Below are 19,968 nucleotides of genomic sequence, written 5' to 3' on the forward strand. Positions count from 1 at the left end.
ATGCCGGTGTGGCGGAATTGGCAGACGCGCACGACTCAAAATCGTGTTCCTCTGGAGTGCCGGTTCGACCCCGGCCACCGGTATCACAAAAAGACTTCAACGATTACGTTGGAGTCTTTTTTTTTCAGCAAGAAATTTCCTTTAATCTTATCGTAATTACACATAGGCCATTTTCTCTATAAATGTAGTTAATATACCTAATCTTCCTTTCGTTAAATTCTTTTCTTTGCAAACATGTTAGAATGGTAGGAAGAATTAAAATGAATACACTTTGCTTTTTAAGGAGCCCTTTGCTTGAATACATCCATTCAGGATATGAAGAAAAAAATAGATGAATATAAAAGCGGGCATATCTTGTACCTAATAGATGAGCCGCAGGCGTATTTGAAGAATGCTGCTGCCTACATTCTCTCAGGAGTTGAGCAGGGAGACCATGTCTTTGTCATTGAGAATGATCGAATGTTTGCTTCGCTATTTGAACTGGTTAAAGCTTCTTTAACGAGGACTCAGTTGGACCGGGTTCATTTTGTGAATAATTTTGATTTTTACTATTCCCGAGGGGATTTTAATACGCCGACCATTGTGGCTTATTTTCTGGAGGTTGTGAAACCAATTATTGATGCAGAGCAATCTTATCGGACGTGGGCTCATATTGAGTGGGGAAAGTTACAGGATATTGAGGATGAGGTTGATGCATATGAGGTCAACGCTCAAAAGACTGTGCATGAGATGGATTTGCTTTCTGTTTGTGGATACGATAAGGATCGGCTGACTGAAGATATGAAGGGTTCACTTTTGAATTCCCATGATTGTTTAATGCTTGAAGATGAAATTGTGCTTTTGAATCAGCAGGATGCTGTTGGGGATTAAATTAAAAAGAAATCTTACGTTTTGTAAGGTTTCTTTTTGCTTTTATGAACATTCCATTAACAATCTCCATTTGCCTTGCCTTCCATACTAGTAACCTATACAATTAGTCCATAACCATCACGTTACAGTTTGGGGTGATCACGTTGGGGAAGAGAAGCTAAAGATTGGTGAATTGGCTGAAAGATGCGGTGTTACTAAAAGAACGATTGATCATTATACAAATCTTGGACTGCTAAAAGCAGAACGTTCTCCTTCTAATTATCGATACTATGATCATTCTTCCATTGAGAGGCTGAATTATATAGAAGAGTGCAAGGCGGACGGAATGCATTTAATTGATATTAAGAAACGGCTTCTAGAAAAGGATGCAGAAGAAATAGATGTGCTTGAATTAAGATTGAAAATCAGCGGCTTGGAAAAGGATGTTTCGGAGGTGCTGGCTCATCTCGATAAAAATGATAAGAAAAGCCTTGAGTCGATTAAAAAGAACCTTTCACATGAAAGTTTATCCTTGATCCAGACGCTGCTAGTGCTGCTTAATTAATTTGCTTACTATACCCAAGGAGGTGTGAGATCTTACTATTGTAAGATCATTCATTGACAGCTATTAACTTGCTTATGTTTGTTTTACTAATTGCATTAACCGGATTTTTCGTTGCGACGGAGTTTGCAATCGTAAAGGTTCGTATGTCCAGAATCGATCAGCTGATCGAAGAGGGCAGAAAGGGCGCAATTGCCGCTAAAAAGGTTGTTTCGCACTTAGATGAATATTTATCAGCCTGTCAGCTGGGAATTACGGTAACAGCTCTTGGACTGGGGTGGCTTGGTGAACCGACGTTTGAGATTCTCCTGCACCCGTTGTTTGAGTATTTTAACGTGAATGATTCTATGGCTCATATCTTGACGATTGGGATTGCGTTTGCACTTGTTACCTTCTTGCATGTTGTTATTGGGGAGCTTGCTCCAAAAACGGTTGCGATTCAAAAGGCGGAGGCTGTAGCGCTTGCATTTGCTAAACCGATTATTTTGTTTTATCGCATCATGTATCCGTTCATTTGGTTCCTCAATGGATCAGCTCGTTTTCTTGTTGGGCTTTTCGGTCTTAAACCGGCATCTGAGCATGAGCTCGCCCACTCGGAGGAAGAGCTGCGTCTGCTTCTTTCTGAGAGCTATAAAAGCGGTGAAATTAACAAGAATGAATTAAAATATGTAAACAACATTTTTGAATTTGATGAGAGAGTTGCGAAGGAAATAATGGTTCCCCGCACTGAAATTGTGAGCATTTCTGTAGATGACAGTTTTGACACGATCATGGAAACGATGATTGAGGAAAATTACACCCGTTATCCAGTGACTGACGGGGATAAAGATAATATCCTTGGTTTCATTAACGTGAAGGAATTGCTTACGGCTAAAGTAATGAACCGGGAATTGAATAAAGACTTAAATTTGCAATCCTTCATCAACCCTGTTATCCGTGTGATTGAAAATATCCCGATTCATGATTTGCTTGTGAAAATGCAGAAGGAACGGACTCATGTTGCCATCCTCATGGATGAATACGGAGGTACCTCTGGTATGGTGACAGCTGAAGATATCCTGGAAGAAATCGTTGGGGAAATCCGTGATGAGTTTGATGAGGATGAAGTGGCGGAAATCCGCAAGGTAGGGGAGCAGCACTACATTCTGGATGCGAAACTGCTGATCGAGGATGTGAATGACCTGCTTGGTACGGAGCTTGAGAATGAAGAGGTCGATACGATTGGCGGCTGGTTCCTTACTCGAAATATTGATGCTAAATCGGGGTCAGAGATTGAAGAGGAAGGGTACTTGTTCCGTGTTCATGAAATTGAAGGGCATCAGATTTATTATTTAGAGGTTAAAAAATTATAGTAGTGAAGGAGAAGCCATGGCAGCATGGCTTTTCTTTTTTGCGCGTTAAAAAGCCTGCAGAACGTTCTCTGCAGGCAAGTTCTTTATTTTCCACCAAAACTCATATGTTCATATCTTCCCCGTATGACTCCATAAACTCCATACAAAATCAGTCCGAGTGCGACGGCTCCAAGCATCCATTGGCCAAAAGGCTGGCTGGAAAGCTCTGAAAGGGCTCCGTCGATTCCTTTGTTTTGGCTAGGGTCAGCAGAGACGGCGGTTTCAATGAAAAAGAATCCAATCATAGCTAAGACAATGCCGCGTGCGATGAGCCCCATTTTTCCTGAATTGCGGGCAATTTTACGCTCGTGCAGACTCATTTCGCTAGCTCTGAATTTAGTCATGAATTTTTCTTTGTAGCCGGAGATAAATTCGTATATTCCGTAGCCGATAATGATAGCGCCGATAATCCCGATCACCCATTGACCGTAGGGCTGGGAGAGAAGCTTCGCTGACATGCTTTGTTCAGAGCCTCCGCCTGAACCTCCTCCATTTACGGCGATTTTAATGGCATTAAAGGCAATGCTTCCATAAATACCTGCGCTGACAAGGTAGCCGATTCTGATAGCAATGCCCTTTGCATCTGATCCCCTGTTCCCCGGATCGGTAAAGCATTTCACGATTCCCCATATACAGTAGCCAATCAAGCCGATTCCGATGATCCAGAGGAGAAGCTCTCCAAGCGGCATACCGGGCAGTGACTGAAGCATTCCCTTCGTATCGGTTGTTTTACCTCCAGCCCCGATTGCTGCCATGAAGGCAAGAATTCCAATCAGCCCATAAACAAGTCCCTGAGCCATGTAGCCAAAGCGTCCTAAACGCCTGATCCATGGTTTTGTATCCTGTTTCGTTTGCTCAGCAGACTGCCTTGCTCCCGCTTTTGATCTTGATAATTCCATCCTGTAGCCTCCACATTTTTTCTAGTCGATTAGTACTGAATAAATTCCCTTTGTGGGCAAATTAGAAACCTTTCCAAACGAAAAATGGCTTTGTTTGTTTGGCGTAAGAGCAGTGTGAGTTACTAATAGCTTATAGAGGTTCGGTGAATCGGTTCCTGGGGATTGCAAAGAAGCTGTTATTTTAAAACATCAAAGCGGATCCCCCTTTACCGGGAATCCGCTATTTCTCTTTAATATCGGGCTGAATCTTCTTCAGCATTTTAATAAATTCCTGCTTTTCTTTAGGAGATACAACCGCGATATCAAACCATCTTCCATAGGTAATTTCCAGTCGATCTATTGATAAAGCGGGGGCAGAAAATGGATTTTTCGTTTTCCTGATGCTCGTAATCTCCGTTATGGATATAGTATTTGTAAAGGGGCCATAGCGGATTGTAAGCTTCTCGCCCTCTATTAGATAACCGGTTGAAAACCAGAGCCATATTAGAAAGCCCGCCAATGGAACGGTAACAAATAGAGCTTCGTAGTCTCTGCCGGCAGCAAACGGCGAGAGGCAGCCGGCAAGGGCTCCTCCCCAAATGACCAGATAGACCCACCAATCTATTTTAGATGGAAAATACATGAACATCCCTCTTCCTCTGTTTCTATTATCCTAATAAAGTTCCACACTTTCCTCCTGTTTTCCTTTTAAATGGAATCCTCTAAAAAAAGTATTTGAAACATTTTCCTGTTTTGTACGTAAAGAATACTAGAGGTGAAAAAGATGTATTTACAAATTGAAGACCCGAAGCAGGGTATTTCTCATAAGGCAGTTCGAGTATGGCATTTCTGACACGGCGTGAAAAAATTCAGCAAAATGAAGTCTTGCATTCATGGCTGCAGCGGAAATTTGACGTTGCAACGCTTTACAAATCGTGCAAAGCCGGTTCAAGTGAGCACGATGGAAGACTTGCCTAGGGAAGAGGTAAGCGAATGTTATGGGTGGTTTAAGGAGAAATATAAGGTGCAGGACAGGTAATCCTGAATTTGTTAGAGGCAAGGTAAGAGGATATCGTTAGAAACCTCAGGATACCGGCGGGAAATTTACTATATCGACGAAAATCTTAGGATATCGATTTTTCGACAAAAACTGGAAGCAATTATATAGAAAGATATTCATAATAAAAGTGAATACTCATTCATTCCTCCTGCTCCTTATGCTATATTGAAAGAAACAGGGAGGGGTAATGGGATGAACATTCAAACAGGGGATGTATTTACTTGGGATCGAATGTTTTCAGAAGAAGAGGTTGTCTTTTTCGCAGAGCTCACCGGGGATCAGGGACGGCATCATATGGAGAAAGATGAACAGGGACGACTTATGGTCCACGGACTGATGACTGCGAGTATCGGAACAAAAATCGGCGGGGATTTGAACTATATTGCCAGGGAGATGGTCAGTGAATTCCTGCGGCCGGTCTTTACAGGGGATACGATTACATGTGAAGTGATTGTAACGGAGCTTGAAGAAAAAGAAGGTTTCAAAAGGGTTGCGATGAAAAGCGTATACAGGAATCAGCTTGGGAAAGAAGTGCTTGTCGGATCGAGCCATGGGATTATCAGAAATTAACGAAAGACCTCAGCAGATCTTGAGGTCTTTCGGTTTACCTTTTTTAGCGGTGCATAAGTGGCAGGCCGTTCAATCCTTATTATAAGCCACAGCAATCTCAAGAGCCGTCATTGCTCCATTTGCCTGTTCAATCTCATACACAATATTCCCATCCTGCCAGACAACAAGGTTATTTCGGCTGTAAGGATTGTTTCCGTCCAATAAAACCGCGCCTTTATCAGGCGGAGGAAGCATTTGTTTTTCGAGGAAGTTCACGACTTTGACAGCAAGTTCTTTATTGCTGTCTTTTTCTGGTTTATTCAAAGCTTTGGATATAAAAGACCATCTGCCTTCATTCCAGTGCAGGAATATACTTCCTGCTCCTGCATCTGAATAGCCTTTAATCCCATGGCCGAGATCGATTGGCGGGTTTCCTGTTGATGCAGCCTTTTGGTAACTGACCCTATCGGCTGCCTCTTGTTCAGTTTTATATTCTGTTGCTTTAATGGTCGCGATTTTGCTGTCGCTAGAGAGGGTATTCAGCTTGCTGTTATTGATTGGAATAGGTTTTTCTGTTTGATAAAAGGTGATTTCATAGGAATTGGCATCAGACTTTATTTTAGAGGTCAGATGAAGCCCTTTAGAAACGGGCATGGTTTTCGGCAATGTGAATGGAACCCTTGTCTTAAGCAACTTGGACGTTTCGTTAATGACTTGCTCAGGTGAAGACGGTGCGCTAGAAGGCTCCGGCCCGGGAGCTGGTTCCCCTTCAGCGAACCCAGGTGAGACTTCTGAAGCCTGAGCAGTTTCGGGGGAGCTTTTCTGTTTAGGTGACTTGCTGGATGTTCCTTGATCAACAGCGTTGGTTTGACTGCATCCGGCAGTGAGGGACAGCACGAGGGCGGTACTTAGGATGTAAGGACGTTTCATTGGTTTCCCTCCTTCACAGGTTCCCTATATTTTTCCCTGTTATGGAAAGGGTAAACGATTGAAGATTCACGTTTTGGAATTCGTTCAGAAGTCATATAAATCGGAGAAAAAGAAGGAATCCTGGCAGAAGCCGCAGAGTAACGAGAATATGGAATACAATGCAGCAAATGCCATCTAATTACTTAATGCTTGGTAAAAGTATAAACAGAAAAAAACACAAAAAGATGCAGAAGCTGAGGTAGCACGGGAAGAATTAATTGATAAGGGATAAACACAAACGGATACTTCTTCTAATAAACTAATTCATTAAAGATAGGAATTTCCTTCTTCATCCGCCAGCCTTCTTGTCGAGATGTACCCTCGTATACAGCGGTTAATAAAAAAAACAAAAATAGTATTGACGTTTTGATGTAATACGAATATAATAATATACATCGTCATCAAGACGAGAAAGTAAACGTGCGGGTGTAGTTTACTGGTAAAACCTCAGCCTTCCAAGCTGATGTAGTGGGTTCGATTCCCATCACCCGCTCCATACATACGTTACTAACGCAGTGTTTCGTTCCGATCAGCGAAGCATTGCGTTTTTTACTGCGTAAAAATAAGCCTGCGCTCACCGCAGGCCTTACGATATAATAAAATGCTCTTCCGTTCCGCCATGAATTTGAACGAACATGCTTGTCAATGCTGATAACAGCTTCTCTGCTTCAGGCTCTTCCATAGATGGAGCGAGATAGACGATTTGCAGGGCGTTAACCGTTTCTCGGCTGGTGGCTGTTTTTTTGGAGTCGACATAGGGGCTTCCAAATGCTCCGTTGCCATCTGCAGATAGAATTTTCTTTTCCATTGAGACTTCACGTCCATTGATGGCTTCATATGTATCATCTGAATTTCCGATGCGGATTTCGATGTTTCCGTTTAACCGGTCTAAGTCATAGATTCCGGTTGGAATTTGATATTCCATGGAGAAGAAGTTGTTTATGTCTGCAGCGGAATGGATCGTCTCTAAGTACTGCTGCTTTTTAATTCTTCGAAAAATAGCTTCCTGAGCAGGGCGGTACCGGTTTGGATCTGTCCCGGCTTTTTTAAAAAGACTGCGCCATTCCTGGATAGCAGGGATATCCTTTATTTCTTGATTTTCAAAGTCAAAGTATAAGGATTCCTGAAAGAGCCTCATTCTCCCCTTCAGCATTTGTGGAGAGTCTCCTACCTCTATTCCCCGATAAAGAGCGATTCCGATTTTAAACGAAGGTTCAAGTTCTTTCAAACCAGGATTTACTGTGATTTCCATTTCATCCGGCCTCCATGATTTGGTACCATTATCTTATCATAGAGCAGCGAAAAAACCGAAGGAAGGAGGGTCACCTATGAATATTGGAGCGTTAAAAGAAGAAGTCATTGCCTACAGCAAAACGATTGGAATTGATAAAATCGGCTTTGCAAGTGCCGATACTTTTGAAACATTAAAAGGAAGGCTTCTCATGCAGCAGGCACTTGGCTACCAATCAGGCTTTGAAGAACCCGATATTGAAAAGCGGACCAATCCCGGCTTGCTCGTACCGAAAGCTAAATCGATCATTGCCATTGCTCTTGCTTATCCTTCTAAAATGAAAAACGCACCGAAAAGCACGAGAGAGGACCGCCGCGGAATTTTCTGCCGTGCTTCATGGGGCAAAGATTATCATGACGTGCTGCGCGAAAAGCTATCGAAGCTTGAAGAGTTCTTAAAAGAAAAATCTCCTGATGTCCGGGTTAAATCCATGGTCGATACGGGCGAATTGTCAGACCGGGCTGTCGCAGAACGGGCAGGGATTGGCTGGAGCGGAAAGAATTGTGCAACGATCACACCGGAGTTCGGTTCTTATGTGTATCTTGGTGAAATCGTCACAAATATCCCATTCGAGCCTGATCAGCCAATTGAGGATCAGTGCGGAACCTGCAATAAGTGTGTAGAGGTCTGTCCGACAGGCGCTCTTGTCCAAGGCGGACAGCTGAACGCCCAGCAATGCATCGCCTATTTAACGCAGACAAAGGGCTTTTTGCCGGAGGAGTTCCGGACGAAAATCGGAAACCGGCTATACGGCTGCGATACATGCCAAACCGTGTGTCCAGAGAACAAAGGCAAGGATTTTCATTTGCATGAAGACATGGAGCCGGATCCAGAGCTTGCTAAACCAAGCCTAAAGCCGCTGCTTTCCATGTCGAACCGGGAATTTAAAGATAAATTCGGACATGTGTCAGGGTCCTGGAGAGGGAAAAAGCCAATCCAGCGCAACGCGATCATTGCCCTCGCTCACTACAAAGACACAACAGCGCTTCCTGATTTGTACAAGCTTGTCAATGACGATCCAAGGCCTGTCATAAGAGGGACCGCTGCTTGGGCAATAGGGAAAATCGGACAGGCCGAGTCGATCTTGTTTCTGGAAGAGCATTTGCCAAAAGAAGAAGATGACGAAGTGCTGAAGGAAATTCGGGCGGGACTTGATCTCCTGCGGAAGTGATTAAAAGTTAGAAGCTTGCCTGCTGGCAGGCTTTTTTTCGATTCAAATAGCTTGTATTCATTTACAATAGAAGGAAAGAGAGAGCAGGGGACGAAACATAATAATCTGCATCTATAATTTGGAGGGAAAAGGATGAAACGTATAAAGGTTCTTCATTATGATGCCTTCAGCAGCAAGCCGGATAAAGGAAATCCTGCGGGAGTGATTTTAAACGGGGATTGCTTAAATGAAACGGAAATGCAGGAGCTGGCAAGAATAGCTGGATTTAATGAAACGGCGTTTCCAATCCATTCTGATTCTGCCGACTTTAGAATCCGGTATTTTACTCCGGGTCAGGAAATGGATTTGTGCGGTCACGGAACGATTGCCGCGCTGTATGCGTTAAAAGAAAACGGATTGCTGAGTGATGAAAACGAGGTAACTGTTGAAACAAAGGCAGGAATGCTGCCCATTCAGCTTACGTACACTTCCGATGAAATACTTGTGACTATGAAACAGGCGGAACCGGTCTTCAAGGCTTTTAAAGGTTCAAGGGCAGAATTAATGGAATCCATTGGTTTAGCCGACGGAGATTTAGCCGACGATTTGCCGATTAAATATGGGACCACCGGAAACTGGACGCTGCTTGTCCCGATAAAAGAATTACAGGCATTTGAAAGAATGGTTCCTTATAATAAGCGATTTCCTAATATATTAACAGAAATCCCAAGAGCATCCGTCCACCCATTTTGCTTGGAAACGCATGATGATGAGGCAGATATGCATGGCCGGCATTTCTCCTCTCCATTTTCAGGCACAGTCGAGGATCCGGTGACGGGAACGGCTTCCGGCGTTATGGGTGCGTATTACAAGAAATACATAGCGAAAAATGAAGAGAGCGAAATCAATCTTATTATCGAGCAGGGAAATGAGATCGGAAAAGAGGGAAGAGTTCGAGTGAAAGTGGCACAAGATCATGGCCGCCTTCATGTAGAAATGACGGGAAATGCCGTATTTGTAAAAGAATTTGAGATTGCTTTATGAATGGAAGGGAACTTCTGATTAAGAGGAGTTCCCTTCATTCGGATTAAAGGGTCACCTTGACCATAGGCCAGACGGCTGCCCAGTCTTTTTCTATGACCCGCTTTTTATACACAGCGCTGTTCACAAAATAGGGAGTTGCTTTTACCTGCATCCGCACTAAATCCTCTATACTGTGCGGAGCAGCTAAAATGGCGCGTCCGTCATGGTTCAGTGTAACTCCAATGGCGGTTGCCGTTTCAGGGAACTTGGACATGGCATCGACTGAATCTGTGTAGGGGTCCATCTTGTTTTTGCGGTGCATTCTTGCCTGATTTTTTACTGACCATGGAATTTCTGGTGATAAAGAGAAGAGCTTCCGTTCAAGCTCCTTCTCAATTGCTTCATTCTGGAAGCGGTGGTCATAATAGATGACATCTACATCAGGGAGCACCGTTTTTTCACTGAACCCGTGAAGGACATCCCAAACCTTTGAACGGACAAAGCCTGCACAGATCCACCAATCAGGAAGCTTCAGCAGCTGCACGGTTTCCAAGACGTGCATCATCCACAAATCCTCTTCTATATGGGCAATGATCTCTTTTTCATTCATCCTTTATCATTCCTTCTCATCAACGCTGCAACCCTCCGTTCGTTTTCATTCGGCAGATTTTCAAGCGCTTCAATAACTCGTGCCTGCCGTTCAGGGGGATGGTTTTGACTTAGTTTTGCTTTGCCTTCCATCTTTGTAATACGGATTTTAAAGGCTGCAATTCCTTTGCTCAAATTTTCGATATAGCCAGGCTCGATGTCCTGCATCTGGTAGGAGCTGTCAGCAGGTTCATGCTGGCGGACGAGCTGCGACAGCACTTCCAAGACGTCGTCCTTATCTTTCAAGAGTTCCAGTTCCCCGTATACATGGACCGCTGTATAGTTCCAGGTCGGCACGGCATGATCGGTGTTGTACCACGCTGGAGATATGTAACAGTGCGGGCCTTGAAAAACGATGAGCACCTGCTGATTTTCAGCATCCTCCCATTGCGGATTCGGCCGGGCAAAATGACCGTAAATCATTTCTTCCGTCTCATCGATTGTCAGAGGCAGATGGCTCGCGAACGGTTCACCTTTATGCTGAGTAAAAACAGTGGCGAAGCTGTTTTCTTTCATTAAATGATACATCGCTTCTTTGTCGTTCATTTCGAAGTGTTTAGGAATGTACAAGGTTACGCCTCCTTTTAATCATGATTTTACCAATGAATGAGCAAGCCATACAGAGCCAGTTTTCATGAAATGATGAGGCACCATTTGAAAAAAACTGATACTGCGGGATTCTTTCTCATATTCTTGTAAAAGAAGAATGGGAAGCAGGTGAGCATGGTGAATGAGTTGCTTAGAACAGCAGCAGAAAGCCGGCTGGACTATGTAGTCAACGGGAAGACAAGGCATTTGCCTTTTATGTCGGACGCAGAAAAGCTGTCCCTTGAGCGGAAGGCAGAGGAATTGAATGAGCGGAAGACCCTTGCGATTAAAGGATCGTCGAAGATTAAAGTGACGGATATTAAGGAGCGCGGGGATTTTCGGGAGGTTCAATATATCCTCCATGAAAAATGGCTCATTCAAAATGACGATTCGTTTTATTTAGAGGAAAAAATAGTCCGGCGTTTAGCCTCCCTCACGGATACCGAGGTTCTCGAGGATTTGGCTGAAAGCAGGCCTGAGGTTCATCAGGACTTTGAAGCTTTTGATGATGAAGATCTTGAGCGGAAGGGCTTCTATTATGACCGGATGGCGGCGGTGCAGTATGCGGAACGCTGGTGGAACAGCCATAACAGCCAGTATAAAAACTTTGATGTAAACTGCACGAATTTTGTTTCGCAATGCCTTCGCAGCGGAGGAGCACAAATGAGGGGATATCCTGGAAAGGGAACCGGCTGGTGGATGCAGAATAACACATGGAGCTACAGCTGGGCGGTCGCTCATTCCATGAATTTGTTCCTGCCCAGGTCGAAAACGGGACTGCGGGGAATCAAGGTCGGCTCAGCTGAAGAGCTAAGACCCGGGGATGTCGTTTGCTATGATTTTGAAGGAGACGGCCGTTTTGATCATACAACCTTTGTTGTGGCCAAGGACAAAAACAACATGCCGCTCGTGAATGCACAGACGTCCAACAGCCGGATGAGGTACTGGTCATATAAAGATTCGACTGCCTATACACCGAATATCCGCTATTCGTTTTACCGAATTCAGGACGATTCTGAGAAAAGCTAAAGCGTGGTATAATGAGGCGGAAAGAATTTTTAGCAGAGGTGACCATTTTGGGATTACACGTAGTATTGTATCAGCCAGAGATTCCTGCCAATACAGGGAATATTGCCCGTACATGCGCAGCAACGCACACCGTTCTTCATTTAATCCGCCCGCTTGGGTTTTCGACGGATGATAAAATGCTGAAGCGTGCCGGCCTGGATTATTGGGAGCACGTGGATGTCCGATATCATGATTCGCTTGACGAACTGTTTTCGGAATATGATGACGGAGAATTTTATTATTTAACAAAACACGGCAAACAGCCGCATACGGTTTTCGACTATTCCGATCAAGAGAAGGATATCTTTTTTGTTTTCGGAAAAGAGACGACAGGTCTTCCGCGTGATCTGATTGATGCCAACATGGACCGGTGCCTGCGGCTTCCGATGACGGAGCATGTCCGCTCTCTGAATCTTTCCAACACAGCTGCCATTCTGGTTTATGAAGCATTGAGACAGCAGGATTATTTGGATTTGCTGTAAGCAAAAACGGCCTCCGCGAGAAGGCCGTTTTTTTATTTCCGTATTTTCGGTTTATCGTTGTACCCGGCTGTGAAAATCGAAACGAGGAATGTAATGCAGACTCCAAGCAGCAATGCGGTCTTCATAAAAGCCCTCCTCAAGAATGTAGTCCAAGCGTATAGGTTCAATTATACGGTAATATGTAAGCGCTGTGAATTGTATTCGTTCTCTTTTTCTTCCATTTCTAAAATTTCAGTCATATAGATTGCTTGGAAGACACATCTGAAAAACAAGAATGATAAGCTTCCCTCTCTCATAAAGTGTAATAATCTCTTGTGATGCACAAAGATGAAGGAGGTCCTTATGGATATCTTAAAGAAGATTGAAAGGTACAGAGAAGATGAAGAGCGTTTGAAATGGGAAGGAACCTTCGTAGAGTATTTGGAAATATTGAAAACTCGCTCAAATGTGGCTCAATCAGCTCACTCGCGGGTTTATAATATGATCAAAGATCATGGTATTGAAGAAGTCAACGGCGTCAAAAAGTACAAATTTTTTGATTCTCAGCTGTTCGGGCTTGAAGAAGCTCTTGAAAGACTGGTAGAAGAATATTTTCACCCTGCTGCCAAGCGGCTTGACGTCCGCAAGCGGATCCTTCTACTCATGGGACCGGTAAGCGGAGGGAAATCAACACTTGTCACGATGCTGAAAAGAGGTCTTGAAAAATACTCTCAAACCGACAACGGTGCCGTATTTGCGATTAAAGGCTGCCCGATGCATGAAGATGCTCTTCATTTAATTCCCCATCACCTTCGCCAGGATTTTTATGAGGAATACGGCATCCGGATCGAAGGAAATCTGTCTCCCTTAAATATGATGAGGCTTCAGGAGGAGTACGGCGGCAGAATTGAAGATGTAATCGTTGAGCGGATCTTTTTCTCCGAGGATAAGCGCGTCGGAATCGGTACGTTCAGTCCATCGGATCCGAAATCACAGGATATTGCCGACCTGACAGGAAGCATCGACTTTTCAACGATTGCCGAGTACGGCTCTGAGTCTGACCCAAGGGCTTATCGCTTTGACGGAGAGCTGAATAAAGCGAACCGCGGAATGATGGAGTTCCAGGAGATGCTGAAATGTGATGAAAAATTCTTATGGCACCTTCTTTCTTTAACACAGGAAGGAAACTTCAAAGCAGGGCGATTCGCGCTCATTTCCGCCGACGAGCTGATTGTGGCCCATACGAATGAAACCGAGTACCGCTCCTTCATATCCAATAAGAAAAACGAGGCGCTTCACTCAAGGATTATCGTGATTCCGATTCCATATAATCTTAGAGCAACAGAGGAAGAGCGCATATACGATAAAATGATCAGCGAAAGCGATGTGTCCGATGTCCACATTGCCCCGCATACCCTTAAGGTTGCAGCGATGTTCTCAATTTTAACGAGATTAAAGGAAGCAAAACGCGGAGATATCGACCTCGTGAAGAAGATGAGGCTTTACGATGGTGAAAGTGTAGAAGGCTACAACACAGTGGATTTAGAGGAACTGAAGAAGGAATATCAGGATGAGGGCATGAGCGGGATTGATCCGCGTTATGTCATTAACCGGATTTCCTCCACCATCATCCGGAAAGAAAATCCGTCCATCAACGCACTGGATGTCCTTCGCTCTCTTAAAGAAGGGCTCGATCAGCATCCCTCCATTTCTCAGGAAGACCGTGAACGCTATTTGAACTTCATCTCTGTCGCCAGAAAAGAATACGACGATATTGCGAAAAAAGAAGTTCAAAAAGCATTTGTGTATTCCTATGAAGAATCGGCGAAAACCCTTATGGAAAATTATCTGGATAACGTCGAAGCATACTGCAATAAAAATAAGCTGCGCGACCCGCTCACCGGTGAAGAGATGAATCCGGACGACAAATTGATGCGCTCCATAGAGGAGCAGATCGGCATTTCCGAAAATGCAAAAAAAGCATTCCGCGAAGAAATCCTGATCCGCATTTCCGCCTATGCACGCAAAGGGAAGCGATTTGATTACAATTCGCATGAAAGACTGCGCGAAGCCATCCAGAAAAAACTGTTTGCTGATCTGAAGGATGTTGTGAAAATTACGACCTCATCCAAGACACCGGATGAACAGCAGCTGAAGAAGGTAAACGAAGTCGTCAAGCGATTGATTGATGAGCATGGCTATAATTCAACTTCTGCAAATGAACTGCTGCGTTATGTTGGAAGTTTGCTGAATCGATAGGTGTGCTGCGAGCCGGGAGATTCCCGGCTTTTTGTTTTGGCTGTATGGGCCGTGCCTGACCCCTGTTCTGATAAAGGAGTAAAGCTCTGGCACCGATCCTTCTGAGCCTATATGTATCAACGTTTTCTGGAGGGTGGTCTCTGTCCCGCAATACGGTAAAGAAACCGGGGACTGGCACGGTGCCAGTCCCCGGTTTCTTTACAATAATAAAGCTCTGGCACTGTGTCTTCAAATCCCTTGATCCATATAGAGTACAGAAGTGTTTCCTCTGTCCCCCATTGCGGTAAAGCAGAGCGGGTCAGGCGCCACGTTTCACCCCGCCCTTAACCGGGTAATTACTCTATATAATCTCCTAAGGAGTGATAGAAATGGATCAAAAGAATCCGAAGAAATCAAAAGAGAGTTCAAGTATTCGCGATATGGATGATTTGGTGGAACAATCCAAAATCATGGAGCATATGAAAACAAATAAGGAAGTAAAGAAATCGGGAAAGACTCCGGATCCCGATCAGCATAAAGAAAACGAGAATAAATAATCAATAGAACCCTTGCCCCGTGCAAGGGTTCTTTCATTTAATATGTATAAAATCTGCCAGATTCCTTCTAAAAATACCTTGTCTAATTTTTGAGTGAAGGGCGCCCAATTTTCATAATTGTTTGTCAATAATCCTCATCCCCCGCATAGGATAGAGTAATCTCAAAAAATCAGCCAACGGAGAGAAATTCATTCACCGACATCATATGCAATGGGCTCCAAATCGGTGACAGATGGCAGAGCAATTTTTAAAAAGTTTGGAGGGGAAGGGGAATATGTCAAAAGGAGACGCAAGCAACTTCGTCATTTCGAATGAAGATTGGTCCCTCCACCGCAAAGGCTATGACGACCAGCTAAGGCATCAGGAGAAGGTTCAGGAAGCGATTAAAAATAACCTGCCTGACCTGATTACCGAGGAAAGCATCATTATGTCCAATGGTAAAAACGTAGTGAAGATTCCAATCCGGTCACTCGATGAATATAAGATCCGCTATAATTATGATAAAAACAAACATGTCGGGCAGGGTGACGGCGACAGCCAGGTGGGAGATGTAGTCGCACGGGACGGTTCGCAGCAGGGTCAGGGACCAGGAAAAGGCCAGGGAGCAGGAGACCAGGCGGGGAAGATTATTACGAAGCCGAAGTGTCCATGATGGAGCTTCAGGAGGCTTTGTTCAGCGAGCTGGAGCTGCCCAACCTGAAGCGTAAGGAAATGGCAGAGAATGTTGTGGAGAATATAGAGTTTAACGATATCCGCAAAACCGGTTTGATGGGAAATATCGATAAGAAACGGACGATGATGTCTGCTTATAAACGAAACGCAATGAAGGGAAAGGCGCAATTCTATCCGATCTATCCCGAGGATTTGAAGTTTAAGACATGGAATGAGGTTATTAAGCCGGAGTCCAAGGCAGTCGTTATTGCGATGATGGACACAAGCGGCAGTATGGGATTATGGGAAAAGTACATGGCCCGAAGCTTTTTCTTCTGGATGACGAGGTTTCTCCGTACGAAATATGAGCATGTGGAAATTGAATTCATAGCCCATCATACTGAAGCAAAGGTTGTATCTGAAGAAGATTTTTTCAATAAAGGAGAGAGCGGAGGTACGATTTGCTCCTCTGTTTACAGGAAAGCCCTTGAAATCATTGATGAAAAATACCAGCCTGCCCGTTATAACATTTATCCATTCCATTTTTCAGATGGGGATAATCTAACGTCCGATAATGCGAGATGTGTGAAGCTTGTCGGTGAATTAATGAAGGTATCCAATATGTTTGGATACGGCGAGGTCAATCAGTATAACCGGCACTCGACCTTAATGTCCGCTTATAAAAACATCACCAATGAAAACTTCCGCTATTATATCCTCAAGCAAAAAGTCGATGTATTCCATGCGATGAAAAGCTTTTTCCGAAAAGAAGCAGCTGAAATGACTAGCTGAACAGGGCCTTGCGTACAGCATGTATGCAGGGCTTTTTTTTATGATTGACAATTACCAAACGAAACAATGAAATGTTTATATAATTACAAACATAAACAGGAAGTGTTTACAGGCTGCCGCGTCGACGTGTCAGCCTGTTTATTTTTTATCCTAAGCGCAGTACCAGATTATGCAAAAACAGAGTGATAAAAACCTTGTTAAAACGCTTACATTCTAATATACTGTTACTAAACCGATTTACTAAACCGATTTATTAAGAATTAGGAGGTGTTTATTTTGAGATCCATCGTCATCCCTTTCCATGCTTTGGATGGAGGGGAACTCCAGTTAGACGATCATGCCCAGCTTTTTCCCCTCATTCATTCAGTCGGAGCTGATGGAGCGGAAATAAGAAAAGAGCGTATGACGGAAGCTGAATTGCCGCTTAAAGCCACCAAGGAAGATGTGTATTCGGCTCCGGCCGAGCTCTTTGATGAACAAGGCAGGCTCAATAAGGAAATGTTCCAATTAGCAGATGAAATGAAACGGCACGGTGCAGGAGCACTGAAGGTATCGCTTGGCTATTTTATTCCCCAGGTTTTTGAGATTGAGAGCTTGATAGAGCTGATGTCTCATTTCCAAGAATCCGAGGTTCTCTATGTTGAAAATGATCAAACATCCTACGGGGGAAAAATAACGCCAATGAAAGTATTTTTTGAAAGCGTTTCCTGTTTTGATTTGCCGATTGGCATGGTGTTTGATACAGGGAACTGGCGGTATGCAGGAGAAGATCTGATGGACGCAGCAGGCAGACTAAGGAAATATGTTCGATACATTCACCTAAAGGAAACCGTCATGGAAGGGAATCAGCTGATTACCGCGCCTCCTGAACTGCATAAGGAGTCTTTGTGCAGCCAGGTTTTGAGCGTACTGCCTGAAAACTGTCCGATCGGACTTGAGTTCCCTATAAGAACAAAGGCTGAGGCTGTGAAATACGTTAACCATTTTAAAAGGAGTGAAAAAAATGTTGGATACAGTGACGTTCGGTGAAGCAATGGCCATGTTCATAGCCGATGATACAGGACCTCTTTATAGAGCAGAGCATTTCACCAGGTCTCTGGCGGGGGCGGAAACCAATACAGCGATAGGGTTTGCGAGGCTTGGCTTTAAAAGCGGCTGGGCGAGCAAGGTCGGAAGCGATGCATTTGGCGAATTTATTATGGACCGGCTGAAAAAAGAAGGCGTGAATGTTGACTGTGTTTTGACGGATTCCCGCTATCCGACTGGGTTCCAGATTAAATCCAAGGTTTTAGAGGGAGATCCTGAGGTGCAGTATTTCAGAAGAGGTTCTGCAGCAAGCACTCTTTCACCCGAAGATGCCGACAGCAGCTATTTTCTTTCGGCAAAGCACCTCCATTTAACGGGGATTCCGCTTGCTTTGTCTGAACAGACGAGGGCTTTTTCTCATCACATCCTTACGCTGATGAAGGAAGCGGGCAAAACGGTTTCATTTGATCCGAACCTGAGACCAGCTTTATGGAACTCGCAGGAGGAAATGGCTGAAGAGATTAATAAAGCAGCATTCCAGGCAGACTTTGTTCTGCCGGGAGTGGAAGAGGGACGTATTTTGACAGGCTCTAGTCAGCCTGAAACAATTGCAGATTTTTACCTGGAACATGGTGTGAAGGCAGTGGCCGTTAAACTGGGACCGGATGGAGCGTTCTTTAAAACAGCAGGGCAGAAAGGGCTTGTGGAAGGCTTCAAGGTTGATAGAGTCGTAGATACCGTCGGGGCAGGAGACGGATTTGCCGTCGGTTTTGTGAGTGGAATTCTTAAGGGTCTCCCAATGGAAGAGGCTGTTCTGAGAGGAAATGCAATTGGGGCAATGGCGGTTCAGTCTATCGGCGACAGTGATGGCTACCCGGTAAGAGAAGAGCTAGAACGATATATGAAAAAGCATGTGAAGGAGGCTGATGAGGTATGAAAGGGACATTATCCAAACAGCGCTGGATTCGTTTGATTCCAATTGCATTTATTACGTATAGCCTCGCTTATCTGGATCGAGCCAATTATGGCTTCGGGGCAGCGGGAGGAATGGCGGAGGATCTGCATATCACGGCAGCGATGTCATCGCTGCTCGGGTCGCTTTTCTTCCTGGGGTACTTCTTTTTTCAAATTCCGGGAGCTCATTATGCGGAAAATAAAAGTGCAAAAAAGCTGATTTTCTGGTCACTTATTTTATGGGGCGGACTGGCAACGGCTACGGGATTGATTACAAACGTGAACCTTCTGATTGTCATCCGCTTCATGCTGGGAGTCGTAGAAAGTGCTGTTATGCCGTCCATGCTAGTTTTTTTAAGCCACTGGTTTACGAAAGCGGAACGGTCCAGGGCGAATACTTTTCTTATTCTTGGAAATCCGGCAACTGTGCTGTGGATGTCGATTCTATCCGGATATTTAGTAGAATCCGTTGGCTGGCGCTGGATGTTTATTTTGGAAGGGCTGCCGGCATTAATCTGGGCATTCTTCTGGTGGAAGCTCGTTAATGACGATCCAAAGGACGCCAAATGGCTGAACGAGCAGGAAAAAAGAGACCTGCAAATGCAGCTGGATCAAGAGCAGCAAGGCTTGAAGCCTGTGAAAAATTACGCAGAAGCATTTAAATCTAAAACGGTTATTCTGCTCAGTCTTCAATATGCGCTTTGGAGCATAGGGGTTTACGGGTTTGTGATGTGGCTTCCTTCTATTATTAAAGCAGCGCCGAACATGGACATTGTCACGACAGGATGGCTTTCCTCTGTGCCTTATATTTTAGCGATTATCGGAATGCTGTCCGCGTCTTATTTCTCAAATAAAACGCTTAACCGAAGTGCTTTTGTCTGGCCGTTCCTGCTGATTGGAGCACTCGCGTTTTATGGTTCCTATCTAATTGGAACGAGCAATTTCTGGCTGTCTTTTGTTTTGCTCATTATTGCAGGAGGAGCGATGTACGCCCCATATGGTCCGTTCTTTGCCATCATTCCGGAGATTTTGCCACGTAATGTCGCAGGCGGCGCTATGGCGCTCATCAATAGCATGGGGGCACTCGGATCATTTGCAGGTTCCTACCTTGTTGGTTATTTAAATGGGACAACAGGAGGATTTGGGGCTTCCTATCTTTTCATGTCAGGTGCCCTGCTTCTGTCAGCGATTATTACGATTTTTGCCGTAAAGAATACAGCTGCAGCCAGACATCAATCTGCCGTAAAAAGCGCTTAACAGGAG

General features: G+C 44.4%; 20 protein-coding genes, 2 tRNA genes and 1 pseudogene. 17 read left to right on the forward strand and 6 right to left on the reverse strand.

Going from position 1 to position 19,968, the window contains the following annotated elements:
• The first annotated feature begins 2 nt into the window (after window positions 1–2).
• The 4 genes from J9317_RS04375 (at window position 3) to J9317_RS04390 (ending at window position 2,763) form a co-directional block, all read left to right on the forward strand.
• Window positions 3–83: transfer RNA gene (locus tag J9317_RS04375), tRNA-Leu, on the forward strand.
• 211 nt (window positions 84–294) lie between these two features.
• Window positions 295–870: an MEDS domain-containing protein gene (locus tag J9317_RS04380; RefSeq protein ID WP_211556644.1), complete on the forward strand. Its 576-nt coding sequence runs from the start codon at window positions 295–297 to the stop codon at window positions 868–870.
• A gap of 172 nt (window positions 871–1,042) precedes the next feature.
• Window positions 1,043–1,414, forward strand: coding sequence for a MerR family transcriptional regulator (locus J9317_RS04385; RefSeq protein WP_211556645.1), 372 nt, complete (start codon window positions 1,043–1,045; stop codon window positions 1,412–1,414).
• Between the two features lie 53 nt (window positions 1,415–1,467).
• The gene (locus tag J9317_RS04390; protein WP_211556646.1) at window positions 1,468–2,763 is read left to right on the forward strand and encodes a hemolysin family protein; all 1,296 of its coding nucleotides are present in this window, start codon (window positions 1,468–1,470) and stop codon (window positions 2,761–2,763) included.
• An 83-nt stretch (window positions 2,764–2,846) separates the two neighbouring features.
• Here the strand turns inward: J9317_RS04390 and J9317_RS04395 are convergent, their stop codons facing one another.
• A complete protein-coding gene (locus J9317_RS04395) occupies window positions 2,847–3,701 on the reverse strand; it encodes a DUF1206 domain-containing protein (RefSeq protein ID WP_211556647.1) in 855 nt (284 codons plus the stop codon).
• Between the two features lie 220 nt (window positions 3,702–3,921).
• Window positions 3,922–4,323, reverse strand: a complete 402-nt coding sequence (locus tag J9317_RS04400; RefSeq protein WP_211556648.1) for a PH domain-containing protein — start codon at window positions 4,321–4,323, stop codon at window positions 3,922–3,924.
• A gap of 197 nt (window positions 4,324–4,520) precedes the next feature.
• Here J9317_RS04400 and J9317_RS04405 point away from each other — a divergent pair, with 197 nt between their 5' ends.
• Together J9317_RS04405 and J9317_RS04410 are read left to right on the forward strand one after the other, a co-directional pair.
• Window positions 4,521–4,658 carry a hypothetical protein gene (locus J9317_RS04405; RefSeq protein ID WP_211556649.1) on the forward strand — a complete coding sequence of 46 codons (138 nt, stop codon included), beginning with the start codon at window positions 4,521–4,523 and terminating at the stop codon, window positions 4,656–4,658.
• Window positions 4,659–4,932: 274 nt separating this feature from the next.
• The gene (locus J9317_RS04410) at window positions 4,933–5,310 is read left to right on the forward strand and encodes an FAS1-like dehydratase domain-containing protein (RefSeq protein WP_211556650.1); all 378 of its coding nucleotides are present in this window, start codon (window positions 4,933–4,935) and stop codon (window positions 5,308–5,310) included.
• Window positions 5,311–5,379: 69 nt separating this feature from the next.
• Here the strand turns inward: J9317_RS04410 and J9317_RS04415 are convergent, their stop codons facing one another.
• Entirely contained in the window at window positions 5,380–6,219 is an 840-nt protein-coding gene (locus tag J9317_RS04415) for a hypothetical protein (protein ID WP_211556651.1), read from the reverse strand.
• 461 nt (window positions 6,220–6,680) lie between these two features.
• Here J9317_RS04415 and J9317_RS04420 point away from each other — a divergent pair.
• Window positions 6,681–6,754: transfer RNA gene (locus tag J9317_RS04420), tRNA-Gly, on the forward strand.
• A 90-nt stretch (window positions 6,755–6,844) separates the two neighbouring features.
• Here the strand turns inward: J9317_RS04420 and J9317_RS04425 are convergent.
• Entirely contained in the window at window positions 6,845–7,510 is a 666-nt protein-coding gene (locus tag J9317_RS04425) for a B3/B4 domain-containing protein (RefSeq protein ID WP_211556652.1), read from the reverse strand.
• Window positions 7,511–7,586: 76 nt separating this feature from the next.
• On the opposite strand from J9317_RS04425, the gene queG reads away from it, so the two are divergent.
• Window positions 7,587–8,720, forward strand: coding sequence for a tRNA epoxyqueuosine(34) reductase QueG (gene queG / locus J9317_RS04430; RefSeq protein WP_211556653.1), 1,134 nt, complete (start codon window positions 7,587–7,589; stop codon window positions 8,718–8,720).
• Between the two features lie 132 nt (window positions 8,721–8,852).
• The gene (locus J9317_RS04435; RefSeq protein ID WP_211556654.1) at window positions 8,853–9,743 is read left to right on the forward strand and encodes a PhzF family phenazine biosynthesis isomerase; all 891 of its coding nucleotides are present in this window, start codon (window positions 8,853–8,855) and stop codon (window positions 9,741–9,743) included.
• 43 nt (window positions 9,744–9,786) lie between these two features.
• Here J9317_RS04435 and J9317_RS04440 read toward each other — a convergent pair whose 3' ends face one another.
• Together J9317_RS04440 and J9317_RS04445 are read right to left on the reverse strand one after the other, a co-directional pair.
• Complete coding sequence (locus J9317_RS04440; RefSeq protein WP_211556655.1) at window positions 9,787–10,332, reverse strand: nucleotidyltransferase family protein; 546 nt, start codon at window positions 10,330–10,332, stop codon at window positions 9,787–9,789.
• A complete protein-coding gene (locus J9317_RS04445) occupies window positions 10,329–10,940 on the reverse strand; it encodes an FMN-binding negative transcriptional regulator (RefSeq protein WP_211556656.1) in 612 nt (203 codons plus the stop codon). Before J9317_RS04445 ends, J9317_RS04440 begins: the two co-directional genes overlap by 4 nt.
• Window positions 10,941–11,096: 156 nt before the next feature.
• Here J9317_RS04445 and J9317_RS04450 point away from each other — a divergent pair, with 156 nt between their 5' ends.
• The 8 genes and pseudogenes from J9317_RS04450 (at window position 11,097) to J9317_RS04485 (ending at window position 19,962) form a co-directional block, all read left to right on the forward strand.
• A complete protein-coding gene (locus J9317_RS04450; RefSeq protein WP_431190696.1) occupies window positions 11,097–11,987 on the forward strand; it encodes an amidase domain-containing protein in 891 nt (296 codons plus the stop codon).
• Between the two features lie 38 nt (window positions 11,988–12,025).
• Window positions 12,026–12,508, forward strand: a complete 483-nt coding sequence (gene trmL / locus J9317_RS04455) for a tRNA (uridine(34)/cytosine(34)/5-carboxymethylaminomethyluridine(34)-2'-O)-methyltransferase TrmL (RefSeq protein WP_211562110.1) — start codon at window positions 12,026–12,028, stop codon at window positions 12,506–12,508.
• A gap of 342 nt (window positions 12,509–12,850) precedes the next feature.
• Window positions 12,851–14,746, forward strand: a complete 1,896-nt coding sequence (locus tag J9317_RS04460) for a PrkA family serine protein kinase (RefSeq protein WP_211556658.1) — start codon at window positions 12,851–12,853, stop codon at window positions 14,744–14,746.
• Window positions 14,747–15,114: 368 nt separating this feature from the next.
• The gene (locus J9317_RS04465; RefSeq protein WP_211556659.1) at window positions 15,115–15,282 is read left to right on the forward strand and encodes a hypothetical protein; all 168 of its coding nucleotides are present in this window, start codon (window positions 15,115–15,117) and stop codon (window positions 15,280–15,282) included.
• 274 nt (window positions 15,283–15,556) lie between these two features.
• Window positions 15,557–16,725 (forward strand): annotated as a pseudogene (gene yhbH, locus J9317_RS04470) (sporulation protein YhbH).
• A gap of 276 nt (window positions 16,726–17,001) precedes the next feature.
• Window positions 17,002–17,754, forward strand: a complete 753-nt coding sequence (locus J9317_RS04475; RefSeq protein WP_211556660.1) for a sugar phosphate isomerase/epimerase family protein — start codon at window positions 17,002–17,004, stop codon at window positions 17,752–17,754.
• Window positions 17,729–18,688 carry a sugar kinase gene (locus J9317_RS04480; RefSeq protein WP_211556661.1) on the forward strand — a complete coding sequence of 320 codons (960 nt, stop codon included), beginning with the start codon at window positions 17,729–17,731 and terminating at the stop codon, window positions 18,686–18,688. The genes J9317_RS04475 and J9317_RS04480 overlap by 26 nt, the downstream gene beginning before the upstream one ends.
• Complete coding sequence (locus J9317_RS04485) at window positions 18,685–19,962, forward strand: MFS transporter (protein ID WP_211556662.1); 1,278 nt, start codon at window positions 18,685–18,687, stop codon at window positions 19,960–19,962. The genes J9317_RS04480 and J9317_RS04485 overlap by 4 nt, the downstream gene beginning before the upstream one ends.
• Window positions 19,963–19,968 lie beyond the last annotated feature (6 nt).

It is taken from the genome of Metabacillus flavus (assembly GCF_018283675.1).
GTDB lineage: Bacteria > Bacillota > Bacilli > Bacillales > Bacillaceae > Metabacillus_B > Metabacillus_B flavus.

Bases quoted from the DNA above. Each gene is read 5' to 3' on its own strand.
- J9317_RS04395 (WP_211556647.1), bottom strand. From the start codon at position 3,701: ATGGAATTATCAAGATCAAAAGCGGGAGCAAGGCAGTCTGCTGAGCAA.
- J9317_RS04410 (WP_211556650.1), top strand. From the start codon at position 4,933: ATGAACATTCAAACAGGGGATGTATTTACTTGGGATCGAATGTTTTCA.
- J9317_RS04425 (WP_211556652.1), bottom strand. From the start codon at position 7,510: ATGGAAATCACAGTAAATCCTGGTTTGAAAGAACTTGAACCTTCGTTT.
- J9317_RS04485 (WP_211556662.1), top strand. From the start codon at position 18,685: ATGAAAGGGACATTATCCAAACAGCGCTGGATTCGTTTGATTCCAATT.
- J9317_RS04460 (WP_211556658.1), top strand. From the start codon at position 12,851: ATGGATATCTTAAAGAAGATTGAAAGGTACAGAGAAGATGAAGAGCGT.
- J9317_RS04465 (WP_211556659.1), top strand. From the start codon at position 15,115: ATGGATCAAAAGAATCCGAAGAAATCAAAAGAGAGTTCAAGTATTCGC.
- J9317_RS04440 (WP_211556655.1), bottom strand. From the start codon at position 10,332: ATGAATGAAAAAGAGATCATTGCCCATATAGAAGAGGATTTGTGGATG.
- J9317_RS04480 (WP_211556661.1), top strand. From the start codon at position 17,729: ATGTTGGATACAGTGACGTTCGGTGAAGCAATGGCCATGTTCATAGCC.
- J9317_RS04435 (WP_211556654.1), top strand. From the start codon at position 8,853: ATGAAACGTATAAAGGTTCTTCATTATGATGCCTTCAGCAGCAAGCCG.
- J9317_RS04400 (WP_211556648.1), bottom strand. From the start codon at position 4,323: ATGTATTTTCCATCTAAAATAGATTGGTGGGTCTATCTGGTCATTTGG.
- J9317_RS04405 (WP_211556649.1), top strand. From the start codon at position 4,521: ATGGCATTTCTGACACGGCGTGAAAAAATTCAGCAAAATGAAGTCTTG.
- J9317_RS04415 (WP_211556651.1), bottom strand. From the start codon at position 6,219: ATGAAACGTCCTTACATCCTAAGTACCGCCCTCGTGCTGTCCCTCACT.
- queG (WP_211556653.1), top strand. From the start codon at position 7,587: ATGAATATTGGAGCGTTAAAAGAAGAAGTCATTGCCTACAGCAAAACG.